Below are 14,712 nucleotides of genomic sequence, written 5' to 3'. Positions count from 1 at the left end.
ATAGGCAGTCGCCTCACAGATAGTGCCGCAATGTTAATGGCCCGAACCCGGGGTGAACACGGGCAGCAACGATTCATCATCATGGCTGGCAGGATCACTTGTTAAGAGCGTTTCAAGAACAACAGCAGGATCTGAATCAATGTGCATCAATGAATGGGTTGCCTCTCGAATAAAACGATGTTCAATACCGTGTCGGATCATCTCGAGCAACGGATCAAAGTAACCATCGACATTGACCACCCCGATTGGCTTTCTGTGTTCGGCCAATTGTCGGCCTACCAGAGCTTCAAAAAATTCTTCATAAGTGCCAATGCCTCCAGGCAGCATGATGAATGCATCCGCACGATCCATAAGCAGGCGTCGCCGTTCCCGCATCGTTGAAACCACAATGAGCTCATCGCATTTCTGGTCACCCATCTCGCGATCAAGGAGTCGTTCCGTGATGATGCCAACCGTCCGGCAGCCATTGTCTCTTGCTGATTGGGCAATCTCACCCATGAGGCCGATTGAGCCACCACCAAACACAAGTTCGAGGCCATTTTCAGCCATCATCTTACCGAGGCTAGAAGCGACCTCATGGAAAACTGGATCGAGTTGAGGAGAAGAGCTGCAGTAAACCGTAATTGCGCGCATTTGATAAGAACCAGTATTAAGAACTAAAGAGTGGTGTTCAGTAACTCGCTTATTGAACTCGATTCCTGCATTGTCTGATTCTGAGCTTTGTTGAGTGCATCTACAACCTCATCTACAAGATAGAAATCGCTACGAAAAACGACATCGCCCTCGCCATTGAGAATAACAAGCAGTGGAATAGAGACCCCACCAATCTCACTGAGCAATTCGCCGCCCTCATCCTGGGCGGTATCTACCTTAATTGGAACAATATCAGCCTGGTTTAAGAGGTCGACGACGCTCTCTTGTTCAAGGACAGTCCGCTCAAGCACCTTACAGTTAATGCATGTGTCTGCAGTAAAGTCCAGCAACACCACCTTCTGTTCGGCACGAACAGCGTCGTATCGTGCGTGGGTGTAGTAGACCCAGTTGATGGGACCTTTGCGTGTTTCAGTGATACCTAACAGTACGAAGATACCAATACTCGCCAAGCCGATGAGAGAAAATGCCAACAAGCGTATTGGCGAGCGGGTAATGCGGATGGTGCGCCATATCAGCCACACACCAGCGGCAATACCAAAGCCAGCAATGAGCCACCAATACCAAATCATAGGCGGGTCGCCGGAGTTCTCTGCAAGATCGCTAATGCCGGCGCCTATGAAGTAGCTCGCCGCAGCAAGAAGAAGCAGCCCCATAATCTGCTTAATAAGTTCACTGGCTGGTCCAGTCTTTGGCATGCGCTCGACCAGTTGTGGGAATGCAGATAAGAAAAGATAGGGCAGTGACATACCAACGCCGATGGCGGAGAACGTAGCGAGTGTCGTCAATCCGGGTTGTTTGACAGCCCACGCTGCGGCTGCGCCCATAAAAGGTGCTGTACATGGTGTTGCGAGAACGGCAGTCATCACGCCGAAGAGAAAAGATCCAAGCCCACCATCGAGTTTGGGATTGACGCTATAGATGAAGTTTGGCAAACGTACGGAAAACAAACCACACATACCAAAGGCCATCAACACAATGAAGGCCCCAACCAGGATCGTAAAAATTGGATAGGTGAACAACTGGCCTATCGCATCGAAACTAGCGACCGAGGCAATTGCGATACCCATCGCCAGCCAGAAACAAAAGACACCTAAACACATAAAAATACCAAGCTGCAAGGTCCGCATTCGCGTCTTACTGGTTTGGCTTAGAGACATGATCTTGATCGGTATCACCGGAAGAACACAGGGGGTGAAATTAAGCAGGAAGCCCCCAATCAATGCCAGTAAGAGCAAGATTGTTATTCCAGCGGCTCCACCGGCAGCAATGTCGAAATTAAAACCAAAGAACTTAAACGAGACCGAATCTGGTGCCTCGATTCCAGCATGGATGGGCGTCCATACGGAGGGATCGAATTGACTAAACATCTCGTTTGGTGCATTTTCAGGATTTGATCGAGATGTCGGTAATCCAATTTGGAATTCAATGGCAGGCAGCGGAACATCTTGTTCCAGCATGAGGCATTTTCGATCATCGCAGGCTTGATAGGTGACCAATAAAGAAAGTTCGACGGGACCATCTTCGGCGGTCTCGGCAATCGTAATCGGGAGATACGCAATCGCATTACCTTCATAGACGTTGAGTGAGACTGGGCCGGTGCCGAAGTCGACTTGGACTGCGTGCATCTCCGGCCACTGGATATAACCAGCATGTGCGGTCACTGCTTCGTTGTCTTGTTGGTCGACTTTGATCTTGGTGGCGAAAGTGTCCGGGTCAGACATGCCCAACGCTTCTGGCACTTCTGGCTTGTTTGGCCAGATATGCCAGCCTTTCGCCATTTTGAATTCAATGGCAATAACGAGGTCGCCACCAGGTGGCACGACTTTTCGGTCGGGTGTGGCTGATATCTCAACTTCTTTTTGGGGCAGTGTCCGTCCTGGCTGATTCCAGGTGTTATTGGGTGTCGGCCATGTGGGCGTGGACTGTGCCTGTACTTCGTGACCCGGCAACATGAGCACGGTAAGGAGAGCCAGCACAGTCAGTGGTGCCTTCATCTCCATCAATAATGGTCGTTGAGATTGCTTCATCTTGTTACTTGGCTGGCGACTAAGGCTCAGCTGGCTAAAAAACCGTGGGACTTACTTTTCCTGGCACATGGTAGGCCAGATGCGGCGGCCTGACTGGCGGTTTGACTAGGAAACGTCCGATACCACTTCTATATGAGTAGGAAAGATCATAATGGTTGATGGACTGAATAATGCTGATGTTGATGCTCTCATTGATGCAGTTGCGGCTGGTGAAGTTGAAACCTCCGTATCTGGGCCCCAGATCTTCTCACGAATGCGTCATGGCAGCCAAGAGCTGCTTATTACACCATATGACTTCACGCGGCCTGAACGCGTTGGTCAAGAGCAGATTCGAGCACTCACTCAGCTTCATGAGAGCTTCGCTCGGGTGCTGGGGGCCAGTCTCTCCGGTCTGCTTCGAGCCGGTGTCCAGGTCGCAGTAGAGCGTGTTTCACAAACGACCTATGCATCTTTTATAGACACGCTTGAAAACCCTACCTGCACAATGGTGGTTCAGCCGCGGGGCCTCGAAGGCCAAATCTGTATTGCAATGACGAACGAGTCAGCGTTTCCGTTATTGGAGCGTCTTCTGGGAGGCTCTGCCGAAGCCTCAACAGTGCCCAAGCGCGCGATGACTGAAATCGAGTCAAGGCTCATGGCGGTTGTATCCAAGCGCATGCTGTCGAGTCTGAGTCAAGCGTGGCATGTGGTTGCACCTCTTGACTTCCAGCTTGACAGTATTGAATCAAATCCTGAAATGGCACAACTGGTGCCACCAAATGAAGTCGTTGTGTCAATTTCCTTTGATCTCACTCTCTTGGGCCACACAGGGCGCATGTACCTTGGATTACCTTTTATTGTGATCGAACCACTGATTGAAACCCTCAGCATGAAGCGTTGGGAATCTCGGCGTCAAGCAGAGTATTCACAGGATGGCGCTATTAGTTCAGCGCTCTCTCATACAGACGTTGAGCTTGTGGGTGTCTTGGCATCGACCACCCTGACGCTGTCAGAACTGAGTAACCTTGAGGTCGGAGATGTCTTGACGACACGGACACCGATGACGACGCCTGCAACACTGCTGGTCCAAGATCGTGCTAAGTTTGCCGCCACCGTGGGAGAGCATAATGGTCGTCGCGCTCTAAAGATCCTCCGGCCGCTATCGACTGGTCATCAAGCAAAACCGAATGGCTGAAGCCTCTGATCCCGCTTGGGTAGCCCCTAAGGGCTATCATCATACGATTACAGGCAGTTAGATCCCTTCGTGTTTTGACATTTCCCCCTATAGATAGCTAACTTACATAGCTTGATCTGCCCCGACGGGTCCTAATGTAGGTTCCGGGCTGGGCTTCGTTTTGGGTTTTTGGATAAACGTGGACTGAGTATTAATGGATATGAGCCACGCACTTGAAGAATCACCTTGCCATCATGATCACTAAGTGTGGTCAAGATGGTGGCCGACGTTATGTGGCGAGCTGCGAGCGCCTCATGACTAAGCCAATTGGTTTCCATTGGAATCGCGCCATGTTTTCTAGGCGTGTTACTGATGGCTCCAATGAGCGGGAGGGGTTCGCCGTGACTTGACTGTAAGGCGGTCATTGTCGCGTTCGAGCATCCGCTCGGACATTTCTCGCAGGCTGCGGGGCCCGGCTTTGAGGCACCCGGAGCCGATTTCTTTTTTGGTCGTGAGGAGAAGCGACCCGTAACGATGTCTGTCAACACTGTGACTGCATCAGACAACAGGGACGATAAGAAAAACTGCTTCTGCGATCATCATGCAGATCAGTGGAAAACATTGTGAGTCCATTGCTTGAGACGATGGATGATCTTCATAGTACGAGTAAGTAAAAGTTATGAATCCAGCAGAGACACTTCGCATCATTGACGCAATCGCTCGCGATCGAAACATCGAGCGAGATTTACTGATTAACGACTTAGAACAAGCAATGATTAGCGCAGCGCGTAAGCATTTCAACAGCCTCGACGCCGAGGAATTTGGGTGTGAGATTGACGCAATCACTGGTGAGATGCGGTTGTGGCGTAATCATGAAGGTGAGGAGCGCGAATATATTCCTTTAGCAGAACTGGGGCGGATACCGGCTCAGACTGCTAAGCAGGTGATGATTCAGAAATTCCGTGAAGATGAGCGTAATAGCCTGCTTGATGAATTTTCAAAGCGTCAAGGCGAGATTAGCACTGGAACAGCCCACCGTTATGAAGGCGGCGCCTTGGTTGTACAAGTTGATCGAGCAGAAGGATTCATGCCTCGCTCTGAGCAGATCCCCGGAGAGCAGTTCCATCCTGGCGATCGCGTACGCTGCTTGATTCTTGATGTTCGCGAGCAGGGTAATCAGGTCAAGATTGTTTTGTCACGTAGCCACCCTGATTTTATTCGCCGGCTTTTTGAAGCAGAGGTTCCCGAAGTTTCTGAGCATGTCATTGAGATTAAAGCAATGGCTCGTGAAGCAGGTTTCCGTACCAAGATTGCCGTGTCATCTATTGATTCCAAAGTTGATGCTGTTGGCGCTTGCGTTGGCGTGCGAGGCAGTCGTATTCGCAACATTGTCGATGAACTTGGGGGCGAAAAGATAGACATTGTGCGATGGAATGAGTCGAGCCAAATTCTAATTGCCAATGCATTAAAGCCAGCTGAGGTAGAAGAGGTCAGCCTCTGCTTTGAACTGGGTCGAGCAACGATCATTGTGAGAGAAGATCAATTGTCACTGGCAATTGGTCGTCGCGGGCAGAATGTCCGATTGGCGGCACGCTTAACGGGTTGGGACATTGATATTCTCACCCCAGCTGAGTTTGCGAAGAGCTTGGAAATCTTGGAAGAGACCATTCGACCAATTGAAGGTATTACGGATACAAACTTGGATCGAATGGGTGCCCTTGGCATGATCAGTGTCTTTGACATTGAGGAGGTCGGCGCTGGTGTCTTGACTGGTGAGCTGGAGATGGATAAAGAGCTTGCAGGTCGTGTCATACAGGTCTGCGCAGAACGATCTAGGGAAGTTGCTGATCAGCAAGCACGTGAGCAGAAAGAAGCGAAACAGCGTGCACAGGATGAGCTTGCCATTGCTGGCACAGTTCTCGAAGGTGATCAAGGTGATGGGGCGTCAATGGTCGATGCAGAAGCTGCCGCCGCATCAATTCTTGGTGATGGTGATGATGATGCCAGTGACAGAGTGGCGGCATCGGTGCTTGGCGAAGGCCCAGCAATAGAGGCTACTGATGCAGTTGATTCCTCAGATATTAAAGAAGATGTAGATGATTCTTCAGAGACAAAGGTCTGATCGGTAAGCAAATTGGAGCCCAGTGTGGCAAAAAGAGCAGCGACAATGCGGGTTCATCAGTTAGCCAAGTCTTTGGACGTGACGTCTAAGGACATCATTGGTAAGTGTGAGGCTGAGGCCATACCTGGCATTAGTAATCACATGTCAACAGTGTCTGCTGGCTTGGCAGCTACGATCCAAGAGTGGTTTAGTACCACTGCTGGTGTAGAAGCTTCAACAGCTACAGAAACGGCTGCGCCTGTTGATATCGATAAGGTCCGGGCTCGCGCAAAGAAAAAGGCGAGGAAGAAACCCGTTGAAGCAGAAGTCGTTACCGAAACGATAGATCCAGAAGTCAAAAAGGTAGTGCCTGCGAAGCCCGTTGAGGCCAAAGTGATTCAGAAGCCAGTTCCTTTTGAAGAGCCGAGCACTGCACAGCCAGAAGCACAACCTGTTATTCAAGAGGCGCCTGCTGCTGTGGAACCCGTTGCCGACGAGGCTTCTGACCCGCCTAATGAGCAGCCGGCCGCAATGCCAGTGGCGCCCGCTGCGGAGCTTCCAGAAGACGAACCAGAAGGTGATACTGATGATGGTCGACCAAAGGCCGTTATGAATGTGCCACATCGCCCTGATGTGATTTCGCCTGTGGGGCGCAAGTTAGAGAGCCCCAGCAAGATGAAGCTCTCTGGGCCAAAGGTGATTCGAGTAGAGAAGCCGGACCCAGTGTCAGCTCCAAGACCGCGTACCGGCCATGATGGACCTCGTCGAGATGGACCACGTGGTGGTCATCGCGCAGGCCCACCCAATCAGATGCCACCGAACCAACCACCAATGGGTGACCCTGGCGGTCCCGGAGGCCCCGGAGGTCCTGGCGGTCCTGGCGGGCAGGCTGGTAGTTCACGTCGTAATAAACGACGGACGACGACCCCGACGAACAGAGAGGGTAGATCGGGTCGGTTTGGAGCTGCTGCCGATACACGAAGTTTCAACTGGCGTGAGCAGGATCTTCTTGAGCGAGAACGTCGATTGAATCGTGCTGGCGGCTACTTCCGTGCAGCTCGAAGAGATAATCTCAAGCGTAGTGCAGGTGGTGGCCAGCGTGCGCAATCAGCAGGTGAGGCTGAAGGACCAATTACAGTCACCGAACCAGTGACCATCAAGGAACTTTCTTTTGTTACTGGTATCAAGGCTTCCATGATTCTTAAACAGTTGTTTATCGAGGGTAGTCCAACCACGATCAATGATGTGATCGATGGCCCCAAAGCAATAGAGGTAATGCTTCACTTTGATGTAGAGCTTGAAGTGCTCGAACGGAAGTCTGCAGAAGCACAAATTGAGCAGAAGTTCCTTGATCGTACGATGCACGATGAGCAGTCACGCTCTCCAGTGGTAACGATTTTAGGACACGTAGATCACGGCAAGACCTCACTACTAGACAAAATTCGCAACGCCAATGTTGCTGATGGTGAGGCTGGTGGTATCACGCAAGCTACGAGTGCTTTTAGAGTGCCTGTACAAGTGGGTGATGATGAACATCTCATTACGTTCATTGATACGCCTGGACACGAGGCTTTTACAGAAATGCGAGCCCGTGGTGCCAAGGTGACAGACTTGGTGGTTTTAGTTGTGGCTGCTGATGACGGCGTGATGCCGCAGACGATTGAATCAATACATCATGCACAAGCTGCAGGTGTTCCAATTGTTGTTGCGCTGAATAAAATGGACAAACCAGAGGCAACAGATTCGAACATCCAACGAATACTCGGGCAGTTAGCAGAGCAAAAACTGAATCCTGTTGAGTGGGGTGGTGAAACCGAAATAGTTCGAACAACAGCAACATCCGGCGAGGGTATTACAGAATTACTGGAAACGCTTGACTACCAGGCGCAGTTGCTGGAACTCAAGGCAGACTTTAAGGGGCCGGCACAAGGTTCGGTGATTGAGTCGCAGGTGATTGAGGGGCGTGGCCCCGTGGCGCGTGTGCTCGTTCAGCAAGGCCTTCTTAAGAAAGGCGACTTTATCGTTGTCGGTCGTGCCTATGGACGTGTTCGTGACATTGTAGATGATCGTGGTGAGCGTAATTCAGATGCAGGCCCATCGACACCAGTTGCCTTCTCCGGGATCAATGAAGTACCAGATGCCGGCGACACGTTCTATGTTGTCAGTAGCCTTCGCGAAGCAGAAGGGGCTGCTTCAGAACGCGTTCATGAAGAACGAGAGTCCTCGTTGGTTAAAGACCGAGTGACGCTTGATAACATCTTTGAGAAGTTGGCAATTGCTGAACAAAAAGAGCTGCCATTAATCGTCAAGGGAGATGTGCAGGGGTCTGTTGAGACACTCAAGGCTACGCTTGGAAAAATTTCCAGTGAAAAGGTCACCGTGGCGGTTAAGCATGCGGCTGTTGGTGGCATTAATGAATCAGATATTGTGCTTGCTGAAGCAGCACGGGCGATCATTATTGGATTTAATGTGACCGCTTCTGGAAAGGTCCGCCGACAGGCAGAAGAACGCGGCGTCGATATCCGCTTCTATGATGTCATCTACGACATTACTGATGATGTGACGCGGGCAGCAGAAGGCTTACTTGATCCCGAACTTAAGCTTGAGGTATTGGGCCACGCTGAGGTTCGAGAGGTATTCCGAATATCGAAGATCGGTATGGTTGCAGGATGCTATGTTACAGATGGTGTAATTGAGCGGAGCGCTCAGATTCGTGTGACAAGAGATGACATCGTTGTTGAGAAAGACCGGCGCCTGGAGCAACTCAAGAGGTTCAAGGACGATGCGAAAGAGGTTCAGTCGGGTCAAGAATGTGGCATGCTGATTGACGGCTATGACGACATTAAGGTCGGTGACATACTTGAGTGTTATCGAACGCAAGAGGTCCGTCAGACCCTATGAGTGTTTCGGGATGAGTTTGCACAAGAACAGAGCCTCTTCGGAGATTCGAAAAGCAGTCCAGACCGTTTTTAGTCGGGGACTCAATGACCCAAGAATTCGCGGAATTCTATCTGTCACACGGGTTGAGATTGCTCCAGATGGCTCCAATGCAACGGTCTTTGTTTCAGTGCTCCCAGAGGAACATGTGGAATTAGCACTGCATGGCATCCAGCATGCGAGGGAGCATATTCGCAGTGAAGTCGGTAATCTTGTTCGAATGCGGCGCATTCCAAAGTTGCATTTCAAGATCGACAAGTCACTAAAAAAACAGGCAGAAGTTCTGTCCGCTATTGCAAGAGCTAATGACGAGATGAATCGTGGTGATGGTGAGAATACGAATCAGACTGAGGAGTCAAACCCGTGAAGAACACGGCAGCGTGCGCCCAGAAATTCCGAGCGCTACTAAAAAAGCTTGAAAAGGGACAGGATCTAACGCCAGCTTCTGATGGAGATCCGGTTTCCACCCTAATCTACTCCAGCCTTCTTTGGGAGGCGACGGTTAGCGACGCTACCACGGCATTCGATAAGCTCGTGAAATCGGTTGTGGACTACAACGAACTCAGGGTCTTGCTGGCGCATGATGTGATCGACATTATTGGCGAAGATTATCCGAAGGCCGATGAGCGGGCTCGTCGACTTCGCGCGATGTTGCGAGACATTTATGTGCGGGAGCATGAGGTCACGCTTGGATCATTATCGAGTCTCGGTAAGAAAGATACCAAGATCTATTTAGACACACTTGAGGGAATGGTCTCATTCGTCTCTTCAAGAATTCAGTTACTTCACTATGAGGGCCGGGGTATACCGGTTGATGAACAGCTGCGTGAATTACTCGTCGAAGAGAGTGCGGTAGATGCATCTGCAAAACCGGTGGAAATCACGAATTGGATAACGCGGCAGATTAAAGTTGAGCAAGATTTAGAAGTTGCTGGGCAATTGCAGCGATGGAGCGACAACGAGGCGCAGCGACAGCGACGCAATGCAGCTCGTCGTGTGACGCGGAAGAAACCAGTGAGCACTACCACAAGCAAAAAAACAACAGCGAAGAAAACAGCAAGTAAGAAAACAGTCAGCAAGAAAACAGTTGGTAAGAAGGCAGTAAGTAAGAAAGCCGCGACTAAGAAGACTTCAACAGTATCCTCTGGGCGCAAGAAGACAGGGACTCGTAAGACGGCCTAGTGCTCAATGGGCTGATTGATTTGGAATGACAGGCTGCACTTGGAGAATTGCCGATGGCTGGCCACAGTAAATGGGCGAATATCAAGCATCGCAAAGCGAGGCAGGACGCTGTTCGTGGGAAGGCATGGTCAAAGTGCTCGAGGGCGATCATTGTGGCGGCAAAGTCTGGTGGCGGTGATGTCACTATGAATCTGACGCTCCGCTATGCCATTGATGAAGCGAAGGCTGCGAATATGCCTAAGGATACTATTGAAAAGGCAATCAAAAAGGGTGCTGGGGTTGCAGGTGAAGGTGAGTCATACGAGGAAGTTCGTTATGAAGGCTATGGGGCCTCCGGTGTCGCTGTGATTGTTGATTGCCTCACGGACAATGTGAATCGAACTGCGCCGGAGCTGCGAAAGCTGTTCGAACGCAATGGCGGAAACTTGGCTAAGCCGGGTGCAGTTTCCTTTGGTTTTGAAACAAAGGGCCAAATACTAATCGATGAATCAAGCACCGAAGAAGAGGTGCTTATGGAATTGGCACTTGAAGCTGGTGCCGATGATGTGGAATTGACCGAGGGGATTTGGGAAGTGACTTGCGAGCCAGCGTCATTCTTATCAGTGAAAGAGGCACTTGAGGCGGCAAGCCTGGTATTTGAGTCTGCTTCTGTGACAATGATTCCCACAACTACAGTCTCGTGCGATAAGTCCACCGCTGAGCGTATCATCAAGTTGATTGATGCTTTCGAAGATCACGACGACGTTCAGAAGGTTTACTCCAACGCTGAGTTCCCAGATGAGATGAGCGCCGATGTAGACTGATAAGCTGGAGATCTTGCTTTCGGTGACTATCGAATATCATCATGAATGTTGTTTCTCATCGGAGCAGTCAGATTTGCAGAACCAAGTACGTAGAAAATACAAATATTTAGGGCGTGTTCAGGGTGTTGGTTTTCGTGCCACTGTCAATGAGCTTGCTCAAAGTTTTGCAATTCATGGCTGGGTAAAAAACTGCGAAGATGGAAGCGTTGAGTGTGTGGTTGAGGGCGCATTGCCCGACATTCGTGCATTTGATCAGGTTGTTCGTGATTCGAGAGCTGATTATGTTCATGATGTCCAGACCATGAAGGAGCCTTGGAGCGGTGATCTCTCTGGCTTTAAGATCAAGTTCTGAAAAGGAGTCTTTAGGCATGTTCAGAATTACAAGAATGGCATCTGCACTCATATTGTGTGTCATCACAGCAGGTTGCACGTCTGTCTATTCAACTTTTCCTGATCATTCTTCAGATGTCGTATTTAAGACACTGGTGGCGGTTGCTAAGTCTCCCGAATTTAGTGATCGTCCTCTCGATAAACAGTGGTTTGTCCGTAGCAACGATGTCACGGTCAAGAAATCGATGAATCAGATTGCGATCTACCGTGAGCTTGCGCGGACGCGTAAGTACGAGGGGATGCCTCCACAGAGTGAAGAGCGTACCTGGCATATTGAAATTTCTTTCAATCCCGATGGAGATCCACCAATAGCGACCTTCACATCGGTTGGCCTTTCAATTCCTGCGCATGTGCAGATTGAGGGGGATGCTTATTTTCATCACGTTCATGAGTTGCTGAGCCGCGAAGATGTAACACTTCAAGGTAGTATCAATACGGATGTCGAAAAATCTGATGCGATAGAGGATGAGAGTCTGTCGTCAACGCCAGATGTGATGACGAAGCAAGAAGAGTAAACATCCCATTTCATTAGACTTATTTATAGAAGCTCTTTAGGCACAGGAATTTGATGGTAAGAAAAGATAATAGTCCCCGTGTTATTCTTATAACTGCTGCGAGCCGAGGAATCGGAGCTGCCTGCGCCCGGCGCTGTGCTGCTCAAGGTGATCGGGTGGTATTATTGGCTCGTTCAGAACAAGTAGAGTTGTTGGGTAAAGAGCTTGGCGGAGTGGGCGTGAGAGGCTCGATCGACAAGCCAGAAGATCTGTCTAGATTTGTTGATGCAGCCATGGCACTAGAGGGGCATATTGATGGACTTGTAGTGAGTACGGGCCATCCTCCAAGTGGTGAACTGCTTGAACTCGATGATGAGGACTGGCGCTCTGGTTTGGATCTGGTTCTTCTGTCGGTAACACGGCTGGCGAAGCTCATCACACCCCATATGCTTGAAAGTGGTGGGGGCTCTGTTGTTAATATTTCAGCATATGGCGCGATTGAACCATCGCTGGATTTTCCCGTGTCTTCGGCAATAAGAGCGGCATTGGGTGCCTATACAAGGCTCTATGCAGATCGTTATGCAAAGTCAGGCATTCGAATGAACTCGTTATTGCCGGGGTTTGTGGACACCTATCCAGAGGAAGAATCAAGGATTAATGCGATTCCCATGGCGCGTTATGCCACCGCTGATGAGATTGCTCAAGTTGCCTGTTTCTTACTTGGGCACGAATCTTCATATATGACGGGTCAAAGTATCAGAGTTGATGGTGGGCTAACGAACTCAATATGAGATACCGCCATGAATCTGGCTGCTGAGCGGTATGATTACTTCCAACCTGTGGATGTCTGACAACCTCATAGTGAGTTGGAATACCTGATGCGGATTGCCTGGAAAATACTGATCATACTGCTCTGCTTATCTGTTGTGCCCATCGTGGTACTGACGTTGGGAGCGCGTCTGTCTATTAAAGATGTGGGCGCGAATGTTGCAGCGAAAGTGCGGCAGCGGTTGATCGAAGATACCAGTATGCAGCTATCAGAGTCTTCGAGATTTCTGTCTGAAGTTGTACATGATCGATATGATCGGGCACGACTTATCTTAGAAATTCTTCGTGTTGGAGTTGTCCGATCACTTAGTAATAATAATGGTGATATTTCTTCACTCAATGATGTTGTTATTTACAAAGCAAGTGACCCATCTTCTGTTACGCCAGATTTGAGCAAAGATGAAGAGTTGTTGAAGGGTGCTATTTATTTAGGCAAGGGTGTTGATAGTGACTCAATGCAGTCACAGATTCAATCTCTAGCATCTCTTGTTCATCCACTTCAAGAGTTGACGGAAAAAGTTGGCAATTTTGTTTACACCTTCAATGTGGGTTTGTCGGATGGAATCATGTTCTACTATCCAGACAGAGGCGATATGCCAGCCAACTATGATTTCTTTACACGGCCTTGGTACATCGAAGGTCGTAGTGCCAATAGGGCGGTTGAGGTTGGAACTTATGTCGACGCAGCTTCATCCGAAGTTGTCGCGAGTTTTTCTCAGAAGCTTCCTTCTACGAACGTGACTTCTAATGGTGTGGTTGGTATTGAGCTGGGCTTAACAGAGTTGCTCGGCGAAGTTCGGTTACCTGGTCACTTAAAAGAGGACGCAACAATTGCACTAGTACGCCATCAAATGGATCCCGATGGATTACAAAAACTGAAGGTGCTTGCTCAGCAAAAAAAGGGCGCCGCCAGCTGGGCAACTCCATTAAATGAGATTATCGAGGAGACAAATGAGATGGGGCCTTGGGCAGGCGTCTTTAAGCACCTCGCTGAAAGTTCCTCTGGTGTTGCAAAGGTCCCGATCGCCGGCGTGCTGAGTTTCTGGTCCTATACTTCGCTCGATAGTTTTGGAACCTATTTGTTTATCGTGGTACCAGAGTCAACGGTTTTCAAAGAAGGTCAAGAAGTGGCTGCGATGATTGAGAGTGAAATGAGCGAGCAGTTGCTGGTCGGGGGTGTCATTGTTGTGATATTGCTCATCGCACTTGTTATTGCCGCAGTTGTCGGATCACGTACCATAAGTCGTCCAATACTTGCGCTTTCACGGGCTGCTGACAAGGTTGCTGGTGGTGATTTTGATGCACGAGCCGATGTGAGATGTAGTGGTGAACTCAGTTCATTGGCAGCAGCATTTAATGACATGGTACCTCGCTTACGCGACCAGTTGCGTATGAAGCAATCTTTAGAGTTGGCCCATGAAGTGCAAGCTCGCCTCTTGCCAGAAAAGCCGCCCAGTGTTCCTGGGTTAGATCTTGCTGGCACCAGTGTTTATTGTGATGAAACAGGTGGAGATTACTATGACTTCCTCACGGGGGACAATATTGTCGGTGGAGGCTGTGTCGTCATCATTGGTGATGTAACAGGTCATGGTGTTTCTGCAGCTCTTATTGTGACCTCAATTCGTGCAGCATTACATCTTCAATTTAGACTTGATCGATCAATGGAGAAAATTTTTGAAGATACGAATCGCTACCTGGCGGCCAACGAAGTCGCTGGGCAGTTTATGACTCTTTATGCGCTCAAAATAGATCAAGTGAAGAAGGAAATAAAGTGGGTGTCTGCAGGGCATGACTCGCCATGTATATACGATCCTGTCAGCGATCAGATGGGCACTCTAGACGGTGGTGACATTCCAATTGGTATTGATGGAACTGCTACGTTTACAACGCATAAACGTGCTCTTCCTGAGCCTGGTACAGTGATTGTGCTGGCTACAGATGGGGTTTGGGAAGCCGTTGGCAGTGATGGCGATGTTTTTGGTAGAGAACGTCTTGAAAAATCCATAAAGAGTAATGCACACAAAACCGCTGAGGAAATCCGTGTGAATATCTATGAGGCAGTCCAGGAATTCATCGGAGAGGAATCTCTTAAAGATGATGTGACAGTTGTGGTTGTTAAGGTTCTTTAATGGTTAGGCACAAG

12 protein-coding genes are annotated in these 14,712 nt (G+C 49.5%); 10 read left to right on the top strand and 2 right to left on the bottom strand.

What is annotated here, in order from left to right; translation table 11 throughout:
- Positions 1-33: 33 nt before the first annotated feature.
- Together P8J86_03835 and P8J86_03830 are read right to left on the bottom strand one after the other, a co-directional pair.
- Entirely contained in the window at positions 34-633 is a 600-nt protein-coding gene (locus P8J86_03835; GenBank protein ID MDG2053817.1) for a TIGR00730 family Rossman fold protein, read from the bottom strand.
- Positions 634-656: 23 nt separating this feature from the next.
- Positions 657-2,681: a cytochrome c biogenesis protein CcdA gene (locus P8J86_03830; GenBank protein MDG2053816.1), complete on the bottom strand. Its 2,025-nt coding sequence runs from the start codon at positions 2,679-2,681 to the stop codon at positions 657-659.
- Between the two features lie 151 nt (positions 2,682-2,832).
- Here P8J86_03830 and fliM point away from each other — a divergent pair, with 151 nt between their 5' ends.
- The 10 genes from fliM (at position 2,833) to P8J86_03780 (ending at position 14,698) form a co-directional block, all read left to right on the top strand.
- The gene (fliM, locus tag P8J86_03825) at positions 2,833-3,855 is read left to right on the top strand and encodes a flagellar motor switch protein FliM (protein ID MDG2053815.1); all 1,023 of its coding nucleotides are present in this window, start codon (positions 2,833-2,835) and stop codon (positions 3,853-3,855) included.
- Between the two features lie 658 nt (positions 3,856-4,513).
- Positions 4,514-5,956 (top strand): transcription termination factor NusA, encoded by a 1,443-nt coding sequence (gene nusA, locus P8J86_03820; protein ID MDG2053814.1) that lies wholly within the window; start codon positions 4,514-4,516, stop codon positions 5,954-5,956.
- Positions 5,957-5,980: 24 nt separating this feature from the next.
- Complete coding sequence (infB, locus tag P8J86_03815) at positions 5,981-8,836, top strand: translation initiation factor IF-2 (protein ID MDG2053813.1); 2,856 nt, start codon at positions 5,981-5,983, stop codon at positions 8,834-8,836.
- Between the two features lie 10 nt (positions 8,837-8,846).
- Positions 8,847-9,239, top strand: coding sequence for a 30S ribosome-binding factor RbfA (rbfA, locus tag P8J86_03810; GenBank protein ID MDG2053812.1), 393 nt, complete (start codon positions 8,847-8,849; stop codon positions 9,237-9,239).
- Complete coding sequence (locus P8J86_03805; GenBank protein MDG2053811.1) at positions 9,236-10,054, top strand: hypothetical protein; 819 nt, start codon at positions 9,236-9,238, stop codon at positions 10,052-10,054. Before rbfA ends, P8J86_03805 begins: the two co-directional genes overlap by 4 nt.
- Positions 10,055-10,107: 53 nt before the next feature.
- Positions 10,108-10,857, top strand: a complete 750-nt coding sequence (locus P8J86_03800) for a YebC/PmpR family DNA-binding transcriptional regulator (protein MDG2053810.1) — start codon at positions 10,108-10,110, stop codon at positions 10,855-10,857.
- A 73-nt stretch (positions 10,858-10,930) separates the two neighbouring features.
- Entirely contained in the window at positions 10,931-11,209 is a 279-nt protein-coding gene (locus P8J86_03795) for an acylphosphatase (protein MDG2053809.1), read from the top strand.
- Positions 11,210-11,225: 16 nt separating this feature from the next.
- A complete protein-coding gene (locus P8J86_03790) occupies positions 11,226-11,762 on the top strand; it encodes a hypothetical protein (GenBank protein ID MDG2053808.1) in 537 nt (178 codons plus the stop codon).
- Between the two features lie 53 nt (positions 11,763-11,815).
- On the top strand, positions 11,816-12,532 hold the full coding sequence (locus P8J86_03785; GenBank protein ID MDG2053807.1) for an SDR family oxidoreductase: 717 nt from the start codon (positions 11,816-11,818) through the stop codon (positions 12,530-12,532).
- 87 nt (positions 12,533-12,619) lie between these two features.
- Positions 12,620-14,698: a SpoIIE family protein phosphatase gene (locus P8J86_03780; protein MDG2053806.1), complete on the top strand. Its 2,079-nt coding sequence runs from the start codon at positions 12,620-12,622 to the stop codon at positions 14,696-14,698.
- The last annotated feature ends 14 nt before the right edge of the window (positions 14,699-14,712 follow it).

Source organism: Phycisphaerales bacterium, assembly GCA_029268515.1.
GTDB lineage: Bacteria > Planctomycetota > Phycisphaerae > Phycisphaerales > SM1A02 > JAQWNP01.
Note: the sequence above shows the minus strand (reverse complement) of the source record. Positions and strands in the feature narration are given on the sequence as shown.

Excerpts from the sequence above, each read along its gene's own strand:
- P8J86_03835 (MDG2053817.1), bottom strand. The coding sequence starts at position 633 with ATGCGCGCAATTACGGTTTACTGCAGCTCTTCTCCTCAACTCGATCCA.
- P8J86_03830 (MDG2053816.1), bottom strand. The coding sequence starts at position 2,681 with ATGAAGCAATCTCAACGACCATTATTGATGGAGATGAAGGCACCACTG.
- fliM (MDG2053815.1), top strand. The coding sequence starts at position 2,833 with ATGGTTGATGGACTGAATAATGCTGATGTTGATGCTCTCATTGATGCA.
- nusA (MDG2053814.1), top strand. The coding sequence starts at position 4,514 with ATGAATCCAGCAGAGACACTTCGCATCATTGACGCAATCGCTCGCGAT.
- rbfA (MDG2053812.1), top strand. The coding sequence starts at position 8,847 with ATGAGTTTGCACAAGAACAGAGCCTCTTCGGAGATTCGAAAAGCAGTC.
- P8J86_03800 (MDG2053810.1), top strand. The coding sequence starts at position 10,108 with ATGGCTGGCCACAGTAAATGGGCGAATATCAAGCATCGCAAAGCGAGG.
- P8J86_03790 (MDG2053808.1), top strand. The coding sequence starts at position 11,226 with ATGTTCAGAATTACAAGAATGGCATCTGCACTCATATTGTGTGTCATC.
- P8J86_03785 (MDG2053807.1), top strand. The coding sequence starts at position 11,816 with ATGGTAAGAAAAGATAATAGTCCCCGTGTTATTCTTATAACTGCTGCG.
- P8J86_03780 (MDG2053806.1), top strand. The coding sequence starts at position 12,620 with ATGCGGATTGCCTGGAAAATACTGATCATACTGCTCTGCTTATCTGTT.